This is a genomic window from Aeromonas sp. A600620 (assembly GCF_029479985.1).
Lineage (GTDB): Bacteria > Pseudomonadota > Gammaproteobacteria > Enterobacterales > Aeromonadaceae > Aeromonas > Aeromonas veronii_A.
Genome location: NZ_JAAKXB010000013.1, coordinates 44,962 through 67,194 on the forward strand (window position 1 = coordinate 44,962; position 22,233 = coordinate 67,194).

22 protein-coding genes are annotated in these 22,233 nt (G+C 61.2%); 14 read left to right on the plus strand and 8 right to left on the minus strand.

The genetic code is table 11. The features are described 5' to 3' along the window. Nucleotides 1–156: 156 nt before the first annotated feature. Together G5533_RS15575 and G5533_RS15580 are read right to left on the minus strand one after the other, a co-directional pair. Nucleotides 157–1,737 (minus strand): DUF3369 domain-containing protein, encoded by a 1,581-nt coding sequence (locus G5533_RS15575; RefSeq protein WP_421223911.1) that lies wholly within the window; start codon nucleotides 1,735–1,737, stop codon nucleotides 157–159. Between the two features lie 110 nt (nucleotides 1,738–1,847). Continuing rightward, nucleotides 1,848–2,729 (minus strand): LysR family transcriptional regulator, encoded by an 882-nt coding sequence (locus G5533_RS15580; RefSeq protein WP_216979467.1) that lies wholly within the window; start codon nucleotides 2,727–2,729, stop codon nucleotides 1,848–1,850. A gap of 158 nt (nucleotides 2,730–2,887) precedes the next feature. On the opposite strand from G5533_RS15580, the gene G5533_RS15585 reads away from it, so the two are divergent. Both G5533_RS15585 and G5533_RS15590 read left to right on the plus strand, forming a co-directional pair. Then, nucleotides 2,888–3,274 (plus strand): DMT family transporter, encoded by a 387-nt coding sequence (locus G5533_RS15585; protein ID WP_421255540.1) that lies wholly within the window; start codon nucleotides 2,888–2,890, stop codon nucleotides 3,272–3,274. Continuing rightward, on the plus strand, nucleotides 3,271–3,591 hold the full coding sequence (locus G5533_RS15590; RefSeq protein ID WP_005335659.1) for an SMR family transporter: 321 nt from the start codon (nucleotides 3,271–3,273) through the stop codon (nucleotides 3,589–3,591). Before G5533_RS15585 ends, G5533_RS15590 begins: the two co-directional genes overlap by 4 nt. An 84-nt stretch (nucleotides 3,592–3,675) precedes the next feature. On the opposite strand, the gene gloA2 is transcribed toward G5533_RS15590, so the two are convergent. The 3 genes from gloA2 to hrpB form a co-directional block, all read right to left on the minus strand. Further along, complete coding sequence (gloA2, locus tag G5533_RS15595) at nucleotides 3,676–4,077, minus strand: SMU1112c/YaeR family gloxylase I-like metalloprotein (RefSeq protein ID WP_181497083.1); 402 nt, start codon at nucleotides 4,075–4,077, stop codon at nucleotides 3,676–3,678. Between the two features lie 59 nt (nucleotides 4,078–4,136). Then, on the minus strand, nucleotides 4,137–6,455 hold the full coding sequence (gene mrcB / locus G5533_RS15600; protein ID WP_216979464.1) for a penicillin-binding protein 1B: 2,319 nt from the start codon (nucleotides 6,453–6,455) through the stop codon (nucleotides 4,137–4,139). Nucleotides 6,456–6,528: 73 nt separating this feature from the next. Continuing rightward, the gene (gene hrpB / locus G5533_RS15605) at nucleotides 6,529–8,976 is read right to left on the minus strand and encodes an ATP-dependent helicase HrpB (protein WP_421255539.1); all 2,448 of its coding nucleotides are present in this window, start codon (nucleotides 8,974–8,976) and stop codon (nucleotides 6,529–6,531) included. Between the two features lie 178 nt (nucleotides 8,977–9,154). Here hrpB and thpR point away from each other — a divergent pair, with 178 nt between their 5' ends. From thpR to G5533_RS15655, 10 genes are all read left to right on the plus strand, one after another. Beyond that, nucleotides 9,155–9,697 (plus strand): RNA 2',3'-cyclic phosphodiesterase, encoded by a 543-nt coding sequence (thpR, locus tag G5533_RS15610; protein ID WP_201939158.1) that lies wholly within the window; start codon nucleotides 9,155–9,157, stop codon nucleotides 9,695–9,697. Then, the gene (gene sfsA, locus G5533_RS15615) at nucleotides 9,694–10,437 is read left to right on the plus strand and encodes a DNA/RNA nuclease SfsA (protein ID WP_421255538.1); all 744 of its coding nucleotides are present in this window, start codon (nucleotides 9,694–9,696) and stop codon (nucleotides 10,435–10,437) included. The genes thpR and sfsA overlap by 4 nt, the downstream gene beginning before the upstream one ends. Before the next feature lie 119 nt (nucleotides 10,438–10,556). Beyond that, complete coding sequence (gene dksA / locus G5533_RS15620; RefSeq protein ID WP_005335644.1) at nucleotides 10,557–11,006, plus strand: RNA polymerase-binding protein DksA; 450 nt, start codon at nucleotides 10,557–10,559, stop codon at nucleotides 11,004–11,006. A 111-nt stretch (nucleotides 11,007–11,117) separates the two neighbouring features. Beyond that, nucleotides 11,118–12,026, plus strand: a complete 909-nt coding sequence (gene gluQRS / locus G5533_RS15625) for a tRNA glutamyl-Q(34) synthetase GluQRS (RefSeq protein WP_421309698.1) — start codon at nucleotides 11,118–11,120, stop codon at nucleotides 12,024–12,026. Nucleotides 12,027–12,588: 562 nt separating this feature from the next. Then, the gene (gene pcnB / locus G5533_RS15630; protein ID WP_421255536.1) at nucleotides 12,589–14,064 is read left to right on the plus strand and encodes a polynucleotide adenylyltransferase PcnB; all 1,476 of its coding nucleotides are present in this window, start codon (nucleotides 12,589–12,591) and stop codon (nucleotides 14,062–14,064) included. An 11-nt stretch (nucleotides 14,065–14,075) separates the two neighbouring features. Beyond that, nucleotides 14,076–14,585 carry a 2-amino-4-hydroxy-6-hydroxymethyldihydropteridine diphosphokinase gene (folK, locus tag G5533_RS15635; protein ID WP_216980231.1) on the plus strand — a complete coding sequence of 170 codons (510 nt, stop codon included), beginning with the start codon at nucleotides 14,076–14,078 and terminating at the stop codon, nucleotides 14,583–14,585. Then, nucleotides 14,582–15,376, plus strand: a complete 795-nt coding sequence (panB, locus tag G5533_RS15640; protein ID WP_128815565.1) for a 3-methyl-2-oxobutanoate hydroxymethyltransferase — start codon at nucleotides 14,582–14,584, stop codon at nucleotides 15,374–15,376. The genes folK and panB overlap by 4 nt, the downstream gene beginning before the upstream one ends. 200 nt (nucleotides 15,377–15,576) lie before the next feature. Continuing rightward, on the plus strand, nucleotides 15,577–16,434 hold the full coding sequence (gene panC, locus G5533_RS15645) for a pantoate--beta-alanine ligase (protein ID WP_421309697.1): 858 nt from the start codon (nucleotides 15,577–15,579) through the stop codon (nucleotides 16,432–16,434). Between the two features lie 24 nt (nucleotides 16,435–16,458). After that, complete coding sequence (locus tag G5533_RS15650; protein ID WP_005354654.1) at nucleotides 16,459–16,809, plus strand: putative quinol monooxygenase; 351 nt, start codon at nucleotides 16,459–16,461, stop codon at nucleotides 16,807–16,809. Between the two features lie 152 nt (nucleotides 16,810–16,961). Beyond that, nucleotides 16,962–18,293 carry a cation:dicarboxylate symporter family transporter gene (locus G5533_RS15655; protein WP_441255032.1) on the plus strand — a complete coding sequence of 444 codons (1,332 nt, stop codon included), beginning with the start codon at nucleotides 16,962–16,964 and terminating at the stop codon, nucleotides 18,291–18,293. A gap of 83 nt (nucleotides 18,294–18,376) precedes the next feature. Here the strand turns inward: G5533_RS15655 and G5533_RS15660 are convergent, their stop codons facing one another. The 3 genes from G5533_RS15660 to G5533_RS15670 all read right to left on the minus strand — a co-directional run bounded on the left by G5533_RS15660 (nucleotide 18,377) and on the right by G5533_RS15670 (nucleotide 19,855). Beyond that, nucleotides 18,377–18,904: a rhodanese-like domain-containing protein gene (locus tag G5533_RS15660; RefSeq protein ID WP_042063117.1), complete on the minus strand. Its 528-nt coding sequence runs from the start codon at nucleotides 18,902–18,904 to the stop codon at nucleotides 18,377–18,379. A 4-nt stretch (nucleotides 18,905–18,908) separates the two neighbouring features. Then, nucleotides 18,909–19,328 (minus strand): MauE/DoxX family redox-associated membrane protein, encoded by a 420-nt coding sequence (locus tag G5533_RS15665; RefSeq protein WP_160881351.1) that lies wholly within the window; start codon nucleotides 19,326–19,328, stop codon nucleotides 18,909–18,911. A 119-nt stretch (nucleotides 19,329–19,447) separates the two neighbouring features. After that, complete coding sequence (locus tag G5533_RS15670) at nucleotides 19,448–19,855, minus strand: hypothetical protein (protein ID WP_421206913.1); 408 nt, start codon at nucleotides 19,853–19,855, stop codon at nucleotides 19,448–19,450. A gap of 245 nt (nucleotides 19,856–20,100) precedes the next feature. On the opposite strand from G5533_RS15670, the gene G5533_RS15675 reads away from it, so the two are divergent. Together G5533_RS15675 and G5533_RS15680 are read left to right on the plus strand one after the other, a co-directional pair. After that, a complete protein-coding gene (locus G5533_RS15675) occupies nucleotides 20,101–20,853 on the plus strand; it encodes a hypothetical protein (protein WP_441255034.1) in 753 nt (250 codons plus the stop codon). Then, nucleotides 20,765–22,192 (plus strand): hypothetical protein, encoded by a 1,428-nt coding sequence (locus tag G5533_RS15680; RefSeq protein WP_441255035.1) that lies wholly within the window; start codon nucleotides 20,765–20,767, stop codon nucleotides 22,190–22,192. Before G5533_RS15675 ends, G5533_RS15680 begins: the two co-directional genes overlap by 89 nt. Nucleotides 22,193–22,233: the final 41 nt, after the last annotated feature.

The following is a 22,233-nucleotide window of genomic DNA, read 5'->3' on the forward strand; positions in this document are numbered from 1 at the left end:
AATGACCATATTTCAGCGGATATCGCTAACAAAGAAGGAGGATGTTTCCTGTTTGCGGCGCGTTGATGTGTACGGGATGCAACAAAACGGCTGTTTTGATGCCTTGCCGGTGACCTTGGTCACCGGCAAGGGATGCTGAGTGGCAAGTGCAGAGAGTCAGAGCGAGTAGGGGAGTCTCGACTCGTTGACCAGTCGCGACAGGGCTGTTACGACATGAGAGTCAAACTGGGTACCGGAGCGGGACTGGATATACTCCATGGTCTGCGCCAGCGTCCAGGGCTCCTTGTAGGGGCGCTTGCTGAGCAGGGCATCGAATACATCGACCACCGCCACTATCCTCGCCGACAGCGGGATCTGCTGGCCAGCCAGCTGCAGCGGATAGCCCTTGCCATCGAAGTGCTCGTGGTGGCCCCGGGCGATTTCGGCGCCGAGAGAGAGGTAACTGGTTCCCTCCACCATTTCGCCCGCCTTGTGCAGGATATTGGCGCCGATGCCGGCGTGCTGCTCCATGATGGCCCGCTCTTCCGGGTCGAAACGGCCGGGCTTGTGCAGGATATGGTCCGGGGTGCCCACCTTGCCCACATCGTGCAGGATGGAAGCCATACCGATCATTTCGACAAACTCCGGAGTCAGTTGCTCCGGGTAGACCGCCATCTGCTTCAATTCGGCCACGATGGCATCCGAGAGCTTCTGCACCCGCAAGACATGCTCGCCGGTATCGGAATCACGAAACTCCGCCAGCGCCGCCAGCGCCACCACGGTGGCCTCCTGGGCACGAAGCAGCTGGTTGTAGAGATAGAGATTGTCGTAGGCCGCCGAGATGCGCTGGCAGAAGACATCCAGCAGGTCGCACTCGAGAGGATCCAGAGGCTGGGTCGGGGTGAAGCTCAACACGAACTCGCGGCCATTCTGGGCTGCAATATAGAGAGAGTCCTGCGGGTGTTCAAAGCGGTTGCAGCGCTCGTTTAACGCCTTCATGACCGACTCTTTCAGGGCAGAAAATTCATCAAGGCTCTTCTCCTCCAGCAGCGCCTCGTAGTCTCCGGTTGCCGCCAGGATCTCAAGCCCATGTTCGCCTGGACGGCGTTCGGCACAGATGGCCCCTTCGGTGCCCACATCGAGAATGGCACTGATCTGTTTGAGCACGCCGGAAGCAAACTCCTTGAGTGAATGGAGATGGTAGAGATCGCCCGCGCCCTCCAGAATTTTGCCGAGTCCCTGTCGGCTCTTGTCGATGGCGCTGAGGGTTTCGTAGGAGCGAAGGGAGGCGATGACGGTGGTGAAGAGTTTTTGTACCGTCAACTCGGTCTTGGTCTTGTAGTCGTTGATGTCGTAATCGAGGATCACCCTTTGTTCCGGTGCCTGACCGGGTTGGCCGGTACGCAGCACGATCCGCACCAGCGAGTTGCGCATCTCGTTGCGGATCCGGTGCACCAGCCGCAAACCGGCATCTTCGGTCTCCATCACCACATCGAGCAGGATCAGGGCAATCCTGGGATTGGCCTCCAGCATGGTGGCGGCTTCAGCACCGCTGTAGGCGTTGAGCAGCTCGAGCGGGCGAGATTTGTACTGAATATTGGAGAGGGCAAGCCGGGTGGCGTGATGAATATCCGGCTCATCATCCACGATCAGCACTTGCCAGGGATTGAGTGCCTTGGGGACCACGACCTCTTCATCATCGAGTTCGATGATGTCGTCATCCAGCCAGATATCGTCCTTGTCTTGGGCACTGCTCATATCGGTTACGCCTCCGGCGCTCAATGAGTATGTGAAGAGTATGCACGATCACCTCTGTCAGGATCATCAGGATAAGCAGATATCGTGAGCTGGCACCGCCTCTTTCATCTTTACTCGAAAGGCTCAAGATAACTCTGGATCGATTTTTTCAACCAGGCCAATACTTTGCCGTGATAGGCATTTTCTGCCAGATAGACGCCATAGTCTCGCCACTGCAGGCTGAACTTGTGCTTCAGGGTCAGCAGGGTGCCTTGTCGCAGCTGGCTCTGGATAAGTGGCGAGGGGAGCACCGCCCAGCCCAGCCCATCGAGGACCGCGTTACGCATCAACTCGAAGCTGGAGAGACCTATATGCTGGCCTCCCACAGGTAGCAGGCTTTTTACAGAAAATTCATCTACATACGAGAGAGTTACCTGGGTGTGATCGGTCAGATCCTGCTGTTTGACCCGCTTCAGTCCGGCCAGCGGATGGCTGGGCGCCACCACCATCAGGGTGCGGATCGGGTTGAGCAGATCGATGTTGAGGCCGCTGCGCTCCTGATCCTCGGTAATAAGGCCAAATGCGGCATCGACGAACCCCTCTTCAACCAGCGCTGGCAGTTCAGGCGGAGAGGCAAGCACCAGAGAGATACTGGTGCCGGGAAACTGGTTGTGCAGGCTGGCCAGCATCTCGCGCCACACTTGCTCGGGGATGGCGTCATCGCGGGCAACCCGCAGCGCCACTTCGGCACCCGAGGCGTAATGTTTGCACTTCTGCTGCAAGCTGTTGGCCGCCTGTAGCAGGCGAGTGCAATCATCAAGTACCAGCTCGCCGATCTCGGTCAGGCGACTCTGATTGGCTCCTCGTTCGAAAAGTTCGACGCCAAGCTCAACTTCCAGTGCTGCGATGGAGGTGCTGACAGCGCTGCGGCTTTTGCCGAGACGACGGGCGGTGTTGGCTATAGAGCCGCTATTGGCTGACTCTACAAAGAGTTCTATCTGATATAGCTTCATGTTTTACAGACCATGGCGGAGTTTTTCACCATCACCTTAGCGTGCCGAACCAAGGCAAGGCAAACCTGTGGCGTCGGAATAATCGACGCTGAGCGATTGTCGCGAGTTGCTTCTCCCCGTTTACCATCTCTCCCGTCGAAGCAACAAAGGCATCCTATATGTTATTAAGTCGTATGTTTCTGGCCCGGCTGTTTTTGACCGGCGCCATCTTGACCGAGGTCGCCGGCACCTCCAGCATGACCATGATCCCCGAGCAGGGGGCTGGCTGGATGAATTACATCCCGATGTGGCTGTTGATCGGTTTCTCGTACTGGTTGCTGGCAAAAGCCGCCAAAACAATCTCCATTGGTATTGCGTTTGCGCTCTGGGAGGGGCTCGGGATCACCTTGATCACCATAGTGTCGGTTATGTTCCTTGGTTACGATGTGACCGTTCAGGAGCTGATTGGCCTGGCTCTCGCGATAGTGGGGATTGTTATGGTGACCATGGGGGAGACCCATGATGAGCCTGCAACCGGGTCAGTTGAAACGGAGGTCACAGCATGAGTCCGTTTGTGATTGTACTGGGGGCAGCACTGATCGATATCGGCGCCAACATGGCCATCAACCGCTCCAAAGGCTTTCGTTACAAGGGGTGGGGCTTCCTGGGGATCATGCTGGTACTCGGCGCCTTTACCCTGCTCTCGGAAGCGGTAAGTGGCGGCCAGATTGACCTGGCTGTTGCCTACGCCACCTGGGGGGCTATCGGCATCGTCGGTACGGCGCTGGGCGGTTTGCTCTTCTTCGGTGAGCGGCTCAAGCCCATCGGCTGGGCTGGCATGATGGTGATGGCGCTGGCTGTCGTTATGCTGACTACCGCCTGATAACCTGAAGCAATCAGCCAAACAAAAGCCGCCCGGTCGCAACCGGGCGGCTTTTGTTTGGCTGATTGCTTGGTCGATGCAGGCTCAGCGCGGCGCTTCGTAGAGCTCCAGCGGCAGACCGTCCGGGTCGGCGAAGAAGGTAAAGCGCTTGCCGGTCAGTTCATCCACCCGCACTGGCTCAACATCGACTCGATGGGCATGCAGATGGGCGATGACGCGGTCAAGGTCGCTGACCCGAAAGGCGAGATGGCGCAGGCCGCACGCTTCGGGGTGGGAGGGGCGCTCGGAAGGCGAGGGGAAGCTGAACAGCTCCAGCTGGCTGCCGTCCGGCAGGGCCAGATCCAGTTTCCACGACTGGCGCGCCTCGCGCAGGGTCTCGGCGATGATGGGCAGCCCCAGTACCTCGTGATAGAAGTGGCGCGATCGCTGGTAATCGCTGGCGATAATGGCAATGTGGTGAATAGCCTCAAACAACGGCTGGCTCATGATGACTCCTTGTAAGCAGGCTGGGGAGAGGGGCCGCCCGTGCAGCCCCTCTCGCGATGTCAGTTGAAGAATCCACCGAACCACTCATCCAGGGCACTGCGTGGCGTCGTACTGCCGGCACAGCTGGTCGGGGAGCCCATAGTCGAGGTCTTGGCCGGTACCTGCAGGCTGCCCGGGCAGTCGCTGGTGACGCGGGTGCCGCTGGCACGGGAGAAGTTGGCCCAGGTGATCCCCTCCGGGATCTGCAGGCTCAGGCTGTTGACGCCTCGCTGGCTCATGTAGCCGCTAAAGAGCTGCAGGGCACCGCTGGCACCGGTCAAGCCCGCCGGGGTGTTGTCGTCGCGACCGACCCAGATACTGACCAGTTCGTTGTTGTCCATCCCGGCAAACCAGGAGTCGCGCAGCTCGTTGGTGGTGCCGGTCTTGGCCGCCATGGTGGCGCCGGGGAACTTGGCACTGAGGGCGCGGGCTGTGCCCTGACTCACCGTCTTGGTCATGGCGAACAGGGTCAGCCAGCTTGCTTGCTGGTCGGTGACCCGCTTGGCGGTCTGATCATGCTGATAGAGCAGGCTGCCATCCCCGTTCACCACGGCGCGAATGGCCGACAGCGGCTGGGTCAGTCCCTGATTGGCGATGGGCAGATACATCTGGTTCACTTCCAGCGGGGAGAGGGCAACCGCCCCCAGCACCAGCGACGGGTAGGGCTGGATCTCCTGCTGAACTCCCAGCTTGTGCAGGGTGTCGACAACCTTCTCCAGCCCCACTTGCAGCCCCAGATTGACGGTCGGCACGTTGAGGGAGCTGGCCAATGCATCCATCAGCGGCACGCTCTGGCGGAACTTGCGATCGTAGTTTTGCGGCGTCCAGACCTGACCATCCTGACCGCGAATGCGGATCGGCTGATCTTTGAGCGGGGTCGCGAGCGTCAGGCCGTTTGAGAGACCGGTGAGGTAGACCGCCGGTTTCACCAGCGAGCCGATCTGGCGGCGGGCATCCAGCGCCCGGTTGAACCCGGCGTAGCGGGGATCGCGGCCACCCACCAGCGCCACCACTTCGCCCTTATGCCAGTCGGAGACCACCATGGCCGCCTCCAGCTTCTTCTTGCCGCGCAGTTTCTCGATATCGGCGAGGCCCGATTCGACCGCCCGCTCGGCCGCGTGCTGGGCGATGGGGTCGAGGCTGGTGAAGATCTTGAGGCCGGACTGCTTGAGCAGATCGGCGCCGAAGCGGCTCTGGATCTCTCGCTTGAGCAGTCCCATAAAGGCCGGGGTGCGACCATAGCTCATCTGGCCACGGGCGATGATGCCGAGGGGTTGGCGGCTGGCCAGCTCATATTCGGCCTGGGTCAGGCTGCCGTGATCCATCAGCAGCTTCAGTACCAGATCCCGGCGAGTCTTGGCCCGCTCCGGGAAGCGCCATGGGTCGTAATAGGAGGGGCCTTTCACCAGACCGACCAGCAGGGCCACCTGATCGATATCCAGCTCGTTGACCGGAATGCCGAAGTAGAAGTAGGAGGCGAGGCCAAAACCATAGACCCCTTGCGAGAAGTTTTGCCCCAGATAGACCTCGTTGAGGTAGGACTCCAGGATCTCGTCCTTGCTGTAGCGATAGTCGATCAGCACAGCCATATAGGCTTCCTGCAGTTTTCGCCACAGGCTGCGCTCACGGGTCAGGAAGAAGTTCTTGGCCAACTGCTGGGTCAGAGTACTGCCCCCCTGCACGGTACGACCCGCGATCAGGTTGGCGAACATGGCGCGCATGATGGCCACCGGCGAGACGCCGCCATGCTGGTAGAAGTCGCGATCTTCGGTGGTGAGCAGGGTCACCAGCAGGCTGTCGGGCACCTCGGCGATGCGTACCAGCAGGCGATCTTCCCGATCCTCGGTATTGAGGCGATCGAGCAGCACCGGGTCCATTTGGGCGTAACCGAGCTGGCGCTGGTTCTCCAACGACTGGATCCCCTCAAGGCGCGGGCCGTTGAAGGTGAGGCGCAGGCCACGGGCACCGTCGGCGCCATCATAGAACTCGAACGGACGGCGAATCAGCTCGATGCGGTTGCCGTTGATGGTGTATTCACCCGGCGTGTGAGGCTGGCGCACCTGCTTGTAGCTCAGCATATTGAGCTCGCGCAGCATCTGGTCCCGCGACAGGCGCTGGCTGGGATAGAGCTCCAGCGGGCGGCTGTAGACCATAACCGGCAGCTGCCACTTCTCGCCATCGAAGCGCTCGCGCACCTTGGTATCGAGGTAGATGCCAAACACCACCATAAAGGCCGCCACCACCAGGGAGAGCTTGAAGCCAAGCCAGAACAGCTTGCGCCAGATGGTGCGTTTGGGCGCTGCCTTCTTGGGGGCACGCTTGCGTCGTTGGGTTGCCATAAATCCTCTTTGCTTTCCTTTCTACTTGTTATGTCGCATTCGCGAACGTTCGAGCGGGATTAACCCGCCGAACCTAGATGCCCATCTTCTTTTTGGTGACCTTGGTCGGCATCGCTTCCAGCGGATTATCCGGCCAGTAGTGGCGGGGATAGCGCCCCTTCATCTCTTTCTTCACCTGCTCGTAGGAGCCAGCCCAGAAGGCGGCCAGGTCGGCGGTGATCTGCAGTGGTCGCTGGGCGGGGGAGAGCAGCTCTACCACCAGCGGCACCCTGCCATCTGCCACGCAGGGGGTCGAACCTTGACCGAACATCTCCTGAATGCGCACCGGGATTACCGGTGCCTGCCCGGGCTGATAGCGGATCCGCACCCGGCTGCCGGTGGGCGCTGCAAAGTGGCTCGGCAGCGCCTCGTCCAGCCGCTTGGGCTGCGGCCAGGGCAGGGATTGGCGCAGGATGTCGCCGAGGTTGAGCTTTTTCAACTGCTCAAGCCGGGTCATGCCGCTCACCGCTGGCAGCAGCCACTGTTCGAGGGTGGCCAGCAGGCTGTCGTCATCCATGGCTGGCCACCCCTCATCGGGCAGCCAGTCGCGGGCACAGCGTAGACGGGCCAGCAGCCCTTCGCTGCTCTCGTCCCACGGCAGCACATGCAGCCCCTTGCGGCGAATGCCTTGCAGCAGGCAGCGCCCTTTCTGCTCGTCAGAGAGTTCGGTCAGCGGTCGCTGGCTCAGCACCAGCTCGCCGATCACCTGCTGGCGTTCGGCGCGCACCCGCTCTTCACGTTCATCCCAGTCGAACCACTGCCGTTCGCTCACCAGTTCCGGCAGCAGGCGTACCAGCTCGTCCAGATCGACCGGTTCGGCGATAAAGATGCGGCTGCCGCGATCGTTCTGCCCCATCTCAATGGCGATGAGGGCGGCTTGTCCCTGACAGGGATGACCTTCTACCAGATCGCAGCTCACCCCACCACTGAGTTGATAGCGACTGCCGCTACGCAGTTTGCCGATGCGATCCGGCCAGGCGAGGGCACAGATCAGCCCCAGCCACTGACCCTGTGCATTGGCAGGGCGCACGCCAAGCCGTTCAAACCAGCGGAGCGCCCCCTGACGCAGAGCGTTTTGACGGCGGTGGAACAGCACAGAGAGGCGCTCCGATCCTCGCAGATCTTCTTCCTGCAACGCCACCAGATAAGCGGCATCGGCGACAATCCCTGTCAGACCTTCAGCTTCCAGCTCGCGGGCGCGCAGCAGCATGCGGGCGAGCCGAGGGTGGGTACCGAAGGCCGCCATGGCGCGGCCAGCGGCAGTGAGTTGTTGCTCACCCTCCGGCTTCATGGCGCCAAGATCCACCAGCAGCCGCTGGGCGCTGGCCACCGCAGCGGCGGGGGGCATGTCCAGCAGCGGCAGATCTTCCACCTTTGCCCCCCACTGGGCGGCATCCAGCAGCAGGCCGGTCAGCTCCTGAGTGAGGATATCTGGCGGGCTCTGCTCGGCGAGCCGCTCCTGCACCTCGCTGCTCCAGAGCCGGTAGCAGACGCCGGGGCCGAGACGACCGGCGCGGCCTGCCCGCTGGATGGCGGAGGCTTTGGCGATGGGGCGGGTCTCCAGTCGGGTGACACCGCTTTTCAGATCATAGGAAGCCCGTCGTTCCAGCCCGCTGTCGATCACCACCGAAATCCCTTCGATGGTGAGGGAGGTCTCCGCCACATTGGTGGTGAGCACCAGTTTACGGCGGCCGGCAGGCGCTGGTTCGATGGCTGCCTGCTGGGCCGCCATATCGAGGCGGCCGTAGAGGGGGGCGAGGGTCACGTCGTCCGGCAGTTTGTCTGCCAACCATTGCGCCAACCGCTCGATCTCACCCTGTCCCGGCAGAAAGACCAGCAGGCTGCCGCGGTGGGCGGCCAGCGCTTCGAGTACCACGGCGCCGACCTGCGGATCCAGCCACTGCTGGCGATTGGCGGGGCGGTAGTGGTAATCGATAGGGAAGCCACGCCCCTCGGAGCGAACCACAGGGGCATCCGGCAGCAAGGTCTCGAGTGCCATGCCATCCAGGGTAGCGGACATCACCAGGAGCTTGAGATCATCGCGCAATCCCTGTTGGCTCTCGATGGCGAAAGCCAGCGCGGTATCGGCGTGCAGGCTGCGTTCGTGGAACTCATCGAAGATGACCAGCGAGACGCCAGTCAGCTCAGGGTCCTGCTGCAACATCCGGGTCAGCACCCCTTCGGTGACGATCTCGAGCCGGGTCGCTGAGCTGGTGCGGCTCTCGCCGCGTACCCGCAGGCCGATGCGCTTGCCCACCTTCTCCCCCAGCTGACGGGCCAGAAAAGTGGCGATATTGCGCGCAGCCAGGCGCCTTGGTTCCAGCATGATGATGCGGCCGGGCAGCCGGTTCTGACGCACCAGCTCCAGCGGCAGCAGGGTCGATTTGCCTGCGCCTGGGGGCGCCTGCAGGATCACGCTGGTGTGGCTGTCGAGGGCGGCAAAGAGTTCGGGCAATACCGAAACGATGGGGAGCTGGGACAAAGCGATGAGCACCTTTTGTAGCAACCGGTAAAACGGCGCCTATTCTGCCACAGCCACCCGCGCCACCGTGAGTGGATGTGCGCAGATGGCCACTCGGGCGGGAGGCTGGCGAGACATGGCCGAATGGCTGCCATAGAATGGGTCCATCCAATGAGCGTGAAAAAGGCATTATCACCACATGGCCAAACTCTTCTTTGCCCTGCCCGTCAAGGAGCTCGCCCCCGAGCTCATCGCCTGGCGCGATCAGCTGCCCTGGCCCGGTCAGCCGGTGCCGCAAGCCAACCTCCACCTGACCCTGGCATTTCTGGGTGAGGCTGACGAGTTGACCACCCGCCGCCTGATCGCCGCCGTGGAGCGTCAGCACTGTCCGCCGCTCTCCATCAGGCTGGATGAGACCGGCTGGTTCAGCCGGGCCAAGGCCGCCTGGATTGGCCCGAAGGAGTGGCCCAACGAGCTGACCGTGCTGGCGAAGGCGCTGCGCCGCCACGGTGAGAAGTTGCGTCTTGGCAATGGCGAGCAGGGTTATCGCCCCCATGTCACCCTGTCGCGCAAGGCGGTCGAGGCCCCTGCCATCCTGCCTGCCCCAAATTTTCTGCTGCAGGCCGATGAGTTCTGCCTCTATCAATCCATCTCGACTCCGGACGGGGTGCGCTACGAGCCGCTTGCCTGCTGGCCGCTGCAGGCCCGGGTAAAAGAAGACGCGCGGAGGGCTAACCCGTGATCTTTGATCCCCCCTTGCAATCGGGCCAGCTGGTGGCCCGCTACAAGCGCTTTCTGACCGATGTGCAACTCGATAACGGCGAGGTCATCACTATTCACTGCGCCAATACCGGTGCCATGACCGGTTGTGCCGATCCGGGCACCCGGGTCTGGTACTCCACCTCCGACAACCCCAAGCGCAAGCTGCCCAACAGCTGGGAGATCGCCGAGAGCACGGCGGGCCACTTTATCTGCGTCAACACGGCGCGCGCCAACCAGATTGCCCGGGAGCTGATCGAGCAGGAGGCCATCGCTCCGCTGGCGGGGTACAGCCGGTTGCGCACCGAGGTGAAGTATGGCGAAGAGAACAGTCGCATCGATCTCTTGCTGGAAGATGACGAAAAGGGCAATTGTTACGTCGAGGTAAAATCGGTCACCCTGCTCGACGAGCGGGAGGAGGCTGGCATGGGCTACTTCCCCGATGCGGTCACTGCCCGTGGAGCAAAGCATTTGCGCGAGTTGATGGCGATGAAAGCGGCGGGCCACAGGGCCGTGCTGCTCTTTATGGTGCTGCACTCCGGAATAAGCCGGATGCGCCCTGCAACCCATATAGATCCGCACTATAGTCTGCTAATTGAGCAGGCAATCGCGGCGGGGGTTGAAATTTTATGCTATCGGCCCCATGTTGGGGTGCAAGGCATGGTGGCTCAAGGGTTTATCCCGTTTGAATCTGGTCACCTGTTACCCGAGGGGAGTGCATAAATATTGGAGTGGGTAACATTATTGGTACGGCTTGTTTGCTTACCCGTTACCCTTCTGCTATAGATGTCGCCCTCAATTTATGGATGGCACGGGTAGCGTGCTGAATTAGGAGACAGGGCATGCCAACAGGCGAAAACAGGAAATCTCTGGGCCCCCTGGCCATTGCGGGTGTCGCGCCTTACCAGGAAAAGCCGGGTGAGGAGTACATGAATGACCAACAAAAGGCGCATTTTCGCAAGATCCTGGGTGCCTGGCGCAACCAACTGATGCAGGAAGTTGATCGTACCGTCGACCATATGAAAGACGAGGCTGCCAACTTCCCGGATCCCGTAGATCGTGCCGCGCAAGAAGAAGAGTTCGCTCTTGAACTGCGTACCCGCGACCGTGAACGCAAGCTGATCAAGAAGATCGAGAAGACCTTGCAGCTGCTTGAAGACGATGATTTCGGTTACTGCGAACACTGCGGTATCGAGATCGGTATCCGTCGTCTGGAAGCCCGTCCGACTGCCGACCTCTGTGTCGATTGCAAGACGCTGGCCGAGATCAAGGAAAAACAGATGGCCGGTTGATCCCGACCCTCTGGTATATGAAAAAGGGAGCTCGCGGGCTCCCTTTTTTATTGAGCTTTTGGCGGTCGCGCCCCAGAATGCAGCCTCAATGAATCGCTTACCCGAACAGTCATGCTAGTGAATTCCCCGTCCTCACCCCTTGCGCGCCCCTATGTCGGCCGCTTTGCCCCCTCACCCTCAGGCCCGCTTCATTTCGGTTCGCTGATCGCCGCCCTCGGCAGCTTTTTGCAGGCCAGAGCGCAGCAGGGACGTTGGTTGGTACGCATCGAAGATATCGATCCGCCGCGGGAAATGGCAGGGGCAGCGCACCTGATCCTCAAGACTCTTGAGGCATATGGCCTCGAGTGGGATGGGGAGGTGATGTTCCAGAGCGCGCGCCACGGCCGTTATGACGAGATCATCGACCAGCTCTATCGGGCGGGGGACCTCTACTGGTGCCGTTGCACCCGGCGCGAAATCATGGCCGCGGGCGGTCTCTACAGCGGCCACTGCCGCACGCTGGGACTTGCGGCCGAAGGTTGCGCCGCCCGGCTGCGCCAGCACCATCCGGTCTACCACTTCGATGATCGCTTGCAGGGCCATATCGCGGTGCCGGCGGCGCTCGCCGAGGAGGATTTCATTATCCGCCGCCGCGACGGGCTCTACGCCTACAACCTGGCGGTGGTGGTGGATGACATGGACAGCGGCATCACCGAGATAGTGCGCGGCGCCGACCTGCTGGAGCCGACGGTGCGTCAGATTGCCCTCTACCAGACCCTGGGGGCAGCGGTGCCGGACTGGGTGCATCTGCCGCTGGTGGTGCTGGCAGATGGCAACAAGCTCTCCAAGCAGAACCATGCGCCGGCCCTGGCGCTCGATGAGGTGCGACCGGCCCTGTGGCAGGCGCTGCACTTCCTCGGCCAGTGCCCGCCGCCGGAGCTGATGGCAAGCCGGATCGACGAGATCATCGGCTGGGGCATCGCCCACTGGCAGCTGGCCCGGGTGCCCGCCAGCGAGAAGATTCCGTTGGTTGCCGGCTAAATCTGGCAGCCAAAGCCAAAAGCAAGGTGAGAAGGTGAAGCGCTGCGCGAGTCGGCTTGAGCGGATCGGGCGCAGGCTTTCGAGAGCAGGCAAGAGAGAACATCGGACGCTGCGCCGCGGATCCGGTTAGGTATAAGGTGGAATTGGGTCATTTCCCGAAAAACCATAAATTAAATTTATAGTGACGGGGTTGGTGCCATAGCCGCCTTGTTGCCGTGCCGACAGGCGCTAAAAGGGCAATGGCCGGTTTGATGGCAGTGAATGACCGCTATTTTTTTCCGGCAACGCCGATTCAAACGGGATCAATTACCGTCACGGTTTTTCATTTGGTTAGGCGTGAGCTATCGGAATAGACCGCTATTTTTTCCGGCAACACCGATTCAAACGGGATCAATTGCCGTCACGGTTTTTCATTTGGTCAGGTGTGAGCTATCGGAATAGACCGCTATTTTTTCCGGCAACGCCGATTCAAACGGGATCAATTGCCGTCACGGTTTTTCATTTGGTTAGGCGTGAGCTATGATAGGCCGCTATTTTTTGGCCTCCCGTCAATTTAGAAGTCATGAAGAGGTGTACCATTTTTTCCCAGATCGCAAACTTTTGCCGCAAGGTGCTCGGCAAGGAAGACGGCGAGCAGTCGGTGGAATCCCCCATTCCAGCCCGTGTCGCCGGTCAACGTCGTACCTTAAGCCGTGATCAGCACCCTATTTCGCGCAAAGAGATCAGCGAGAATGCACTCAAGGTGCTCTATCGCCTGAACAAAGGGGGCTATGAGGCCTACCTGGTCGGCGGCGGAGTCCGGGATCTGCTGCTCGGGAAGACGCCCAAGGATTTCGACATCGCAACCGATGCGACGCCGGAGCAGATCAAGGCGCTGTTCAGCAACTGCCGCCTGATTGGCCGTCGTTTCCGCCTGGCCCACATTGTCTTTGGTCGTGACGTGATCGAAGTGGCCACCTTCCGGGGTCACCACCATCAGGTCAATACCAGCAAACATGTGTCGGCCCAGTCTGATGAAGGCATGCTGCTGCGCGACAACGTCTACGGCACCATCGAAGAGGATGCCGAGCGCCGCGACTTTACCGTCAACGCCCTCTACTACAGCGCCAAAGATTTCACCCTGCACGATTTCGAGGGCGGGCTGGAAGATTTGGCCGAGCGGAAGCTTGAGCTGATCGGCGATCCCGAAACCCGTTATCGTGAAGATCCGGTGCGCATGCTGCGCGCCGTGCGCTTTGCCGCCAAGCTGGATATGACCATCAGCCCGCGAACCGCCGCCCCCATCAAGGAGCTGGCGCCACTGCTGCAAGACATCCCGGCTGCCCGCCTGTTTGAGGAGACCCTCAAGCTGTTCCTGGCTGGCGACGGTCTGGCGACCTACAAGCTGCTGCGCGAGTATGGTCTGTTCCAGCAGCTCTTCCCGCAAGTAGCTGCGCTGTTTACCCCGCACGGCAACTCGCCCTACGAGCAGTTTATCGAGCAGGCGCTGATCGATACCGATACCCGGGTTCGTGAAGATAAGCGCGTCACCCCCGCCTTCCTCTACGCCACCCTGCTGTGGGGCTGCGTCGAGGCCCGTGGTCGGGTGCTGGAGAACGAGAGCGGCCTGCCCTGGTATGACGCCTTCATGCTGGCGATCAACGAGGTGCTGGACAATCAGGTGCGGATCATCGCCGTTCCCCGCCGTTTCACCACCGATGTCCGCGACATCTGGGCACTACAACAGCGTCTGACCCGTCGTCAGGGCAAGCACCCCGAGCGCGCCATGGAGCATCCCAAGTTCCGCGCGGCGTTCGACTTCCTGTTGCTGCGCAACCGGGTCGAGCGCGGTCTCGGCGAGCTGGCCAGCTGGTGGGAGCGCTATGTTGCCTCCAATCCGGATGTGCGCCCGCAACTGCAGCGTGAAGCGACCCGTCGCCCGGCCAGCGGTGAGCGCGGTCGGGCCGGCGAAGCCCGTAGCCACGATGGCGAGAAGCGCAGCAGCAACAGCCGCAACCGCCGCCGCCCGCGCCGTCGTAAACCGAAAACGGCCGAGTGACCACAGACGTGATGACCGAGGTCTTCATCGCCATTGGTTCCAACCTGTCTGATCCGCTGGGTCAGGCTCGTCGCGCCGTTGCCGCCCTGGCAAGGTTGCCGGAATCTGTGCTGGTGCAGGCCTCGTCGTTTTACAGCAGCCGCCCCATGGGGCCTGCTGACCAACCGGACTACGTCAATGCCGTGGTCCGGCTCAACACCCGGCTCGCACCCCTTGCGCTGCTGGATCAATTACAAAAAATCGAGCTGGAACAGGGACGTGTGCGCAAAGATGAGCGGTGGGGGCCGAGAACTCTGGATCTCGATCTGCTGCTCTATGGGGATCAGGTGATCAACCATGAGCGCCTGATCGTACCCCACTACGGCATGAAGGAGCGGGAGTTCGTGCTGCTGCCTCTTGCCGAAATTGCGCCTGCTCTGGTGCTGCCCTGCGGCACCCCGCTCGCCCGACTGGTTGCCCGCTGCCCGCACAATGATTTGGCCATCATTGCCCCGCGTGCAGACGTACAGGAGCCTCTATGAGCAAGATCACCACCGCCAGCCTGCTGAAGATGAAGCAGGAAGGTCAAAAGTTCACCGCCATCACCGCCTATGATGCCACCTTTGCCAAGCTGTTCGACGACGAGGGGGCCCACGTGCTGCTTATCGGCGATTCGCTGGGCATGGTGCTGCAAGGGGGTCAGGATACCCTGGCGGTCAACATGGATGAGATGGTCTATCACACCCGCTGTGTGGCGCGCGGTGCCAGCAAGGCACTGGTGGTCGCCGACATGCCGTTCATGAGCTACGCCACCCCCGAGCAGACTTACCAGAACGCTGCCCGCCTGATGGCGGCCGGTGCCCGCATGGTCAAGATGGAAGGGGGCGACTGGCTCTGTGACTCTATCCGTCACCTTACCCGCAACGGGGTGCCTGTGTGTGGTCACCTCGGTCTCACCCCGCAATCCGTTCATGTCTTTGGCGGCTTCAAGGTGCAGGGGCGTGACGAGTTTCAGGCGCAGGAGATCTACCGCCAGGCCCTCGAACTGCAAGCGGCCGGTATCCAGCTGCTGGTGCTCGAGTGTGTGCCCACTGCGCTGGCCGAGCGCATCACCAAGGCGCTTCGCATCCCGGTGATTGGCATTGGTGCCGGCCCCGCGACCGATGGTCAAATTTTGGTGATGCACGATGCCTTTGGCGTCACCTCTGGCTATGTGCCCAAGTTCACCAAGAACTTCCTGGCCGAGACCGGCGATGTCCGTGCCGCCATCCGCCTCTATGTCCAGCAGGTGAGCGAGGGGAGTTTCCCCGGCCCGGAGCACAGCTTCAACTGACCCTGGCAGTTGCATGATGGGGGCTGCGGCCCCCGTCTCTGCTTCTCAGCCTCGCACAGTTAACCCGTATAGCTAATCCGTATCTTATTGATTCATCTAAGGTGAACTGCTGATAGCCATTTTCGTGCTTCATCCCGCCCGAGTGCTACCGGTAGATGCAACCCGTCTCTCTTTTTGATTTATCGGAAGGTGAACTGCTGATGTTGGTCGTAAATAATCCCGTCGTTCTGCGTGAGCAGATCAGCCAATGGCGCCGTGAAGGGCGTGCCATCGCATTCGTGCCCACCATGGGCAACCTGCATCAGGGCCACCTGACGCTGGTGAAAGAGGCGCACAGCCATGCCGAGAAGGTGGTGGTCAGCATCTTCGTCAACCCGATGCAGTTCGACAAGGCCGAGGATCTTGCCAACTACCCGCGCACTCTGGAGCAGGATTGCGCTGCGCTGGAAGCGGCCGGGGTCGATATGGTGTTCACCCCGACCCCGGAGATCATGTATCCGCAGGGGCTGGCGAGCCAGACCTTCGTCGAGGTGCCGGGTCTCTCCAATCTGCTGGAGGGGGCGCTGCGCCCGGGTCACTTCCGCGGGGTCAGTACAGTCGTTACCAAGCTGTTCAATCTGGTGCAGCCTGATGTGGCCTGCTTTGGCCAGAAGGATTACCAGCAGCTGGCGCTTATTCGCAAGATGGTGGCCGACATGGCGATGCCCATCGAGATCGTTGGCGTGCCCACCGTGCGGGCCGAAGACGGGCTGGCGCTCTCTTCCCGCAACGGCTACCTGACTGCCGCCGAGCGGGCCATTGCCCCCGAGCTGGCGCGCACCATGAACTGGATCGCCGAGCAGATTGAAGCGGGTGACCACCACCTGCCCTCCTTGGTGGCGCAGGCCAGCCAGCGTCTCGACAATGCCGGTTTTCGTACCGATGCCATCAACATCGTCGATGCCGCCACCCTCGAATCTGCCACTGACGAGAGCGCGCAGCTGGTGATCCTGATGGCCGCTTATCTTGGCAAGGCCCGCCTTATCGACAATCAAGTGGTCACGCTGCAGCAAGCCTGAGCCCGCCACAACCAGGAGGACCCCATGTCCAAGAAGGTTTACTGCATTGCCCAATTCCTGCCCAAACCCGGTCAGGAGCAAGCCCTGTTTCAGGTGCTGCAGGCGCTCGAGCCCAACACCCTGCGTGAGGATGGTTGCCTGCAATATCGGGTGACCCGCCACATCGCGAGCCCGTTTGCCGAGGGGGAAAGTTTTCCCATCGTGTTCAACGAGATTTGGCAAGATATGGCGGCTTTCGAAGCCCACTGCCAGCGCGCGGAGATCAAGGCTTTCTTCGAGCGTTACTGCCTGGCGGAAGATGGTTTGGCTGCCAAGTGGAATGTCTGCGTCTATAGCGACGAACCCGAACAGTACGACGCCCCAGTAAAGAAGTAATACCCCCGATTGCCAGCGGACGCCCTCTTGGGCGTCCGCTGCTTTTTGACGCCTGCACTCTCCTGCATTCCGGCGTTTTGTTCTGCGGCCCAGCCCGCATCTCCCTTCGTTTCTATCCACTTTTGGCCTGATGGCCGCTACAGGTATTCATGATGTTTGTCCTGATTGCATCGCTTGTTTTCTGTCTGCTCTGTTTTGCCCTGACCCGGCTGCCCGCCACGGTGCCGCTGTCGCGCAAGGTGCTCGCCGGTCTGCTGCTGGGGGGGCTGTTTGGTCTCGGTCTGCAGCTGGGCTGGGGCGCCGATGATGCCGGCGTTCAGCAGACCCTAGAGTGGGTCAATATCATCGGCGGCGGCTATGTCAGCCTGCTCAAGGTGGTGATGATGCCGCTGGTGTTCACCTCCATCCTCTCCGCCATCAACAAGCTGGAGCAGGCCCAGTCTCTCGGCAAGATCAGCGCCGTGCTGATCGGCTCCATGCTGACCCTGGTGATGATCGCCGGTGTGGTGGGGATGACCATCACCCACCTGAGCGGTCTCACGGCAGCCCTGCAACAGAGCATGAGCACCATCGACAGTGCCCAGACCCTGCCTGCCTTGCTGCTCTCGCTGGTGCCCACCAACTTTGCCGCCGATATGGCGGGTAGCCGCGGCCTCTCGGTGATCGGCGTGGTGATCTTTACCGTGCTGGCGGGGGTTGCCCTGCTGCAGTTGAAGGCGGAGCATCCGCAGGCGGGTGCTCGCGCCGCCGTGGCCATCGACACCCTGCAACTGTGGGTGATGAAGATGGTGCGGGTGGTGATTGCGCTCACCCCCTATGGGGTGATGGCGCTGATCGCCCGGGTGGTGGCCCACTATCCGCTTAGCGAGATCCTCAGCTTGCTCGGCTTTATCCTGGTCTGCTACGTCGCCATTCTGGCGATGTTTGCGGTGCACATGGTGATCCTGCTGCTGATCGGTCAGAACCCGCTGCACTATCTGCGGGAAGTGTGGGGCGTGCTCACCTTCGCCTTTATCTCCCGCAGCAGCGCCGCCTCCATCCCGCTCAGCATCGAGACCCAGCAGCGTCTTGGGGTGCCCTCCAGCATCGCCAACTTTGCCGCCTCGTTCGGTGCCAACCTCGGCCAGAACGGCTGCGCCGGCATCTATCCGGCCATGATGGTGGCGATGATTGCTCCCATGCTCGGTATCAACCCGTTTGATCCCCTGTTCCTGCTGACTCTGCTGCCGGTGATTGCGCTGGGCTCCATCGGGGTGGCTGGCGTCGGCGGTGGCGGCACCTTCGCTGCGCTTATCGTGCTCTCCACCCTCAATTTCCCCATCGCGCTGGTGGGGGTGATGATCGCCATCGAGCCGCTGGTGGATATGGGCCGAACCGCCCTCAACGTCAACGGCTCCATCATGGCGGCCATGATCACCAAGCGGTTGCTGGGCAAGCAACCGCTGGCCCAAGCAGAGCCGCCGCAGACGCAGGCCGCCAGTTAACTCCGAGTGTTGCCCAATATGAAAGAAGCCCGCAGTTGCGGGCTTCTTTCATATCGGCTGTGTTGCCTTGTGGGCAGACGCGGTTATTCGGCAGAGACGGGGTAACCGGCTCCTTTCCAGGCGAAGATGCCGCCCGGCACCCGATAGACTTGCTGATAGCCCTGAGTCACCGCCCAGGCGGCTGCGTTGTGGCTGCGGCCGCACTTGACGAAGCCGCAGTAGATCACCACCGGGCGGGACTTGTCTTCACCCAGCAGCGCCTGGAACTGCTCCGCCGTGCCGCTCCCCTCGACGATTTCGCTCCAGTTGTCGCCGGACTTGGCCTCCTTCACGAAGACAAAGTTCTTGGCGCCCGGGATGTGCTCTTTCTTGTAGGAGTCCTCATAGGGCATGGTGTCGATGATCACCAGCTCCTCGCCCTTGTCCATCCGGGTCTTCAGCTCGGCCACGGTCAGCAGCTGATAGCCCCCCTGCTGCGTCTCTTGCGCCAGCTGCACCGCCGACTGCTCCAGCTTCACCTCCTGCTCGAACTGGTTGTCGCCACAGCCACCGAGGGCAAAGCTGGCGGCGATCAGCGAGGCCAGCAGGGTGCGGGATCGCAATGTCATCATGTCACTACTCCTTTAGAACGGGAAAAACGGGGCGGGAAGTTCGCAGCAGGGCGCCCGCAAGCGTCAGTAGCAGCAGATCCCGCACAATGGCCTCCGGCAACGAGCTGAGGTCAGCCCTGCCTAGACAGCCGCAAGAGATGTCGAGCCCGATGGCAACGCCATAGCCCAACACCGGAATAAACAGGGCGAGCAGCCCGATCACCAGCCACAATCCCCAGCGCCGGTTGGCGATGACTGCAAGCCCTGCGCAGAGCTCAAGGGCGATCAGCCCCCAGGCGGCGAACGGGATCAGCGGCGGCCAGATCAGGCCAAAGGCGCCGATCTGCTCGATGAACAGGGCGGGGGATACCAGCTTGAACCCGGCGGAGGCGAGGAAGAATCCCCCCAACGCCAGATTGGCCAGCATGCGCAACAACGCAGGCATGTTCTACCTCTTTATAGAGAGTGGTAAATTCTAACAATTCCCGATTGAGCCGCAATGACTAAACCCATGCCGGACAAGATAAATCTCGATTTTGCGGGGCAGTGACCAGAATGGGGGCGCTAGACCCTGATGGTGGCGGTTGTAGAGGCGGGATGCTGTGGCTGTGTCGATTGCTCCCGGTCGTGCTGGTGGGTCAGCAGTTCGGCAGCCAGCTCGATGGCCCGCTCGAGCAGTAGCAGCAAGCTGTCGACCGTCAGATGATCGAGCCACTCGTGGGCCCAGATCAGGGTCTCTCCCTGCTCGGTCTGATCCAGCAGAAACACCGGCTCGTCGCCAAGGTGGTTGAGCAGGGGCGTGTTGGGCATGGCGTGGCCCGGTAGCAGCAGATAGATCACCAGATGGCCCTCATCCTCTGCCAGCGTCAGCACCAGTTCGTCGTTGATGGCGAGGGTGGTGGCTGTCTGTCCGGCCACCGGAAGCGGAAGTCCAAGTTGTGTGTACAGGGCGGTGATGAGAGCGTGATACATGGCCAAACCTCGGGCAGGGAGAGAGTGACACCCTATGCGGCTGATCGGTGGTTGCTTATCACTTGTCGTCATTTTTTTAGCGTTTTTGGTCGGCGGGGCGAATGATTGTGCCGAAATTGTGAGCTGACAGACATCTTTTACGGGTCAGTCCGAATCCTAAAAAAGCGGGACCATCGCTGACAGGGTGACAAGGGGGGTCGGCGTACGCTGAGGATCTTCTCTCTCATCAACGCAGGTTTCTTGCCATGAAAATTGCCTCCCCGGATATCGATGTAAGCCGTCATCAGCAGACAAGCTCTGATGCTACACCTCCTGCTACTGCTCGCCTTGGCAACGCCAGACTACGGCTGCTGGATGCCGGTAGCCGGGAGTTCGAGAGGGGGATCCGCCGCGGTATTGGCCATCGGCAGAGCCCGGAACTCAAGGCGGTCAAGCAGGCGGTACGGCACTATCAGGTCCAGCCAACACCTTCACTGGCCGGGCTGGCGAAGATCGAACAGGCGCTGCAGTTCTGGATCGACTCGGGCAAGAATCGCTCCCGTCAGCAGGATCCCGTGTTGCAAAAACTGGTCGATGACATCGCTGTCCGCCGTCAGGCGTTGGCACAGGGTGGCAAGCCTCCCTCATTTCAGCTGGCGTGGGTCTGCAACGAACAGGGGAGGGTCAATCAGCCTATCGAGAGTAACCAGCAGATCCGCCAGTGGTGCAGCGAGTTGGCTCGCCTGCAACAGGAGGGGGCCAACGACTTGTTCAAGCGGGAGCTGCAAGGGGGGCTAGACCTGATGTTCGGGGTGAGTGAGGGGATGATGGCGAGACGGTTGGAGCGGGCGCCGACCCGTGAAGAGGTCGCAACAAGCCACGAGTGGCAGCTGTTTTGCGGGACCTTGCGTCAGGCTCTGCCCGCACTGGGTGAGCTCAAGCCGCAAGCCACTGCCCGAGGAGAATGGTCGCGATATCCTGTTGACCCACAGCCAGTTGCTGGAGCTGGGCCACCTTAAGGAGGTTCTGGATCTCAGCATTCAGCAGCAGGTGAGCAAGCAGGGGGAGATTGGTTTGCTCAGGACCGAGCTGCTGACCGCGCTTGTGGATGGACTGGATGAGCCCTGGCTTGAGCGCGAGGCGCAGGAGAAGGCGCTCTGGCAGGGAGAGGCCGTATCAGGAAAGCACTATCAGAGTGGTGTGCGGGCCGAGCTCAAGAGTCCTCTCTCTGCGGCCAGCAAGGAGCTGAAACCGGGTGAGCCTGTGAGCCAGAAGGCCTTTGGCGGGCTCGGGCTGGTCAGTGCCAGTGCGCTGGTGGAGGCTTTCGCCAAGATCGAGATTGGCAAGTGGGAGGGGCGTCGCGACACACCGGTAGGAGAGTTTGCCGGCAAGGTGGCTCTGACCCAGGAGAACAAGGCGAGTGCCAAGGCCGAGCTGGTGATTGGCAAGGCGGAGGGCTCATTGGTGTTCAATCCGGTGAACAAGATCGTCAATGATACCGACGGCTCGCGTTACACCCCGGGGCCCCATGACCTTAGTCTGCTTCGCATCGGGGCCAGTGCCGAGCTGGTGAGCAGGCTGGGGCTGTCGGTTGAGGGGAGCTGGACTATCGGCAACCTGCTTAACGCCAAGCTGGCAGGCTCTGCCGAGGTGGTCGCCAATGCCAAGCTGGAGGCCGGTTCTGCGGCTATCATGACGCCCAATGGGCCAGTGGTCAGCGTAACGGCCAACGCCTCGGCCTTTGCTGGTATGAAAGCAGAGGGGAGTGCCCAGCTCAATCTGCTCAAGAGTCAGTATGCGGATGCCTATAGCCTTTCGGCCAAGGTACGCGCCTCCGCCAATCTGGGGGTAGGTGCATCGGCCGGTGCCACTGCGGCTTTCGGGCCACAGGGAGCCAAGTTTCATACTACCCTTGGCGTGACACTGGGGGTGGGGTCCGATGTCGGTTGGGAGGGCGGAGTCAACGCCATGGCAACCAAGGCGTATGCACTGGAGCTGGCTGCTCGTGCGGTAAGCAACTTTGATCAGCGCAAAGGGGAGCAGCTAGATGGACTGGCGATGGCGGCAGGGAATGAAAACCGTCTCTTCGAACTGGCCCAGCGGGTCGATAACCGGATTGTCACTCTCGCCACCCAGTTGGAGGAACTGCAGCTGGCGGCCAGCGAGAACCGGATCCGGATGCAGGAGAGCCTGATCGATCCCGATCTCGCGGCTGGTCGCACCGCCATGGCGCAGGCTATCGACGATGCTTTCGGTCAGGAGCGGGTCGATGAGCAGGGGGGCGTCACGGTTCCCGAGCGTAACGAGAAGCTTGATCTCACCGCCCGGCTGCTAAAGGATCACGCCATCCGGGTCTAGGTCATCCCGAGGCCGGCAGGACAATGAAAACGGGCACCGCG

Coding starts and splice junctions, on each gene's coding strand:
- G5533_RS15665 (WP_160881351.1), bottom strand. CDS start 19,328: ATGCCTGCGTTGTTGCGCATGCTGGCCAATCTGGCGTTGGGGGGATTC.
- folK (WP_216980231.1), top strand. CDS start 14,076: ATGACCGAGGTCTTCATCGCCATTGGTTCCAACCTGTCTGATCCGCTG.
- thpR (WP_201939158.1), top strand. CDS start 9,155: ATGGCCAAACTCTTCTTTGCCCTGCCCGTCAAGGAGCTCGCCCCCGAG.
- mrcB (WP_216979464.1), bottom strand. CDS start 6,455: ATGGCAACCCAACGACGCAAGCGTGCCCCCAAGAAGGCAGCGCCCAAA.
- G5533_RS15580 (WP_216979467.1), bottom strand. CDS start 2,729: ATGAAGCTATATCAGATAGAACTCTTTGTAGAGTCAGCCAATAGCGGC.
- G5533_RS15660 (WP_042063117.1), bottom strand. CDS start 18,904: ATGATGACATTGCGATCCCGCACCCTGCTGGCCTCGCTGATCGCCGCC.
- pcnB (WP_421255536.1), top strand. CDS start 12,589: ATGAAGAGGTGTACCATTTTTTCCCAGATCGCAAACTTTTGCCGCAAG.
- G5533_RS15655 (WP_441255032.1), top strand. CDS start 16,962: ATGTTTGTCCTGATTGCATCGCTTGTTTTCTGTCTGCTCTGTTTTGCC.
- G5533_RS15675 (WP_441255034.1), top strand. CDS start 20,101: ATGAAAATTGCCTCCCCGGATATCGATGTAAGCCGTCATCAGCAGACA.
- G5533_RS15575 (WP_421223911.1), bottom strand. CDS start 1,737: ATGAGCAGTGCCCAAGACAAGGACGATATCTGGCTGGATGACGACATC.
- gloA2 (WP_181497083.1), bottom strand. CDS start 4,077: ATGAGCCAGCCGTTGTTTGAGGCTATTCACCACATTGCCATTATCGCC.
- panC (WP_421309697.1), top strand. CDS start 15,577: ATGTTGGTCGTAAATAATCCCGTCGTTCTGCGTGAGCAGATCAGCCAA.
- G5533_RS15585 (WP_421255540.1), top strand. CDS start 2,888: ATGTTATTAAGTCGTATGTTTCTGGCCCGGCTGTTTTTGACCGGCGCC.
- G5533_RS15670 (WP_421206913.1), bottom strand. CDS start 19,855: ATGTATCACGCTCTCATCACCGCCCTGTACACACAACTTGGACTTCCG.
- gluQRS (WP_421309698.1), top strand. CDS start 11,118: ATGCTAGTGAATTCCCCGTCCTCACCCCTTGCGCGCCCCTATGTCGGC.
- G5533_RS15650 (WP_005354654.1), top strand. CDS start 16,459: ATGTCCAAGAAGGTTTACTGCATTGCCCAATTCCTGCCCAAACCCGGT.
- G5533_RS15590 (WP_005335659.1), top strand. CDS start 3,271: ATGAGTCCGTTTGTGATTGTACTGGGGGCAGCACTGATCGATATCGGC.
- panB (WP_128815565.1), top strand. CDS start 14,582: ATGAGCAAGATCACCACCGCCAGCCTGCTGAAGATGAAGCAGGAAGGT.
- dksA (WP_005335644.1), top strand. CDS start 10,557: ATGCCAACAGGCGAAAACAGGAAATCTCTGGGCCCCCTGGCCATTGCG.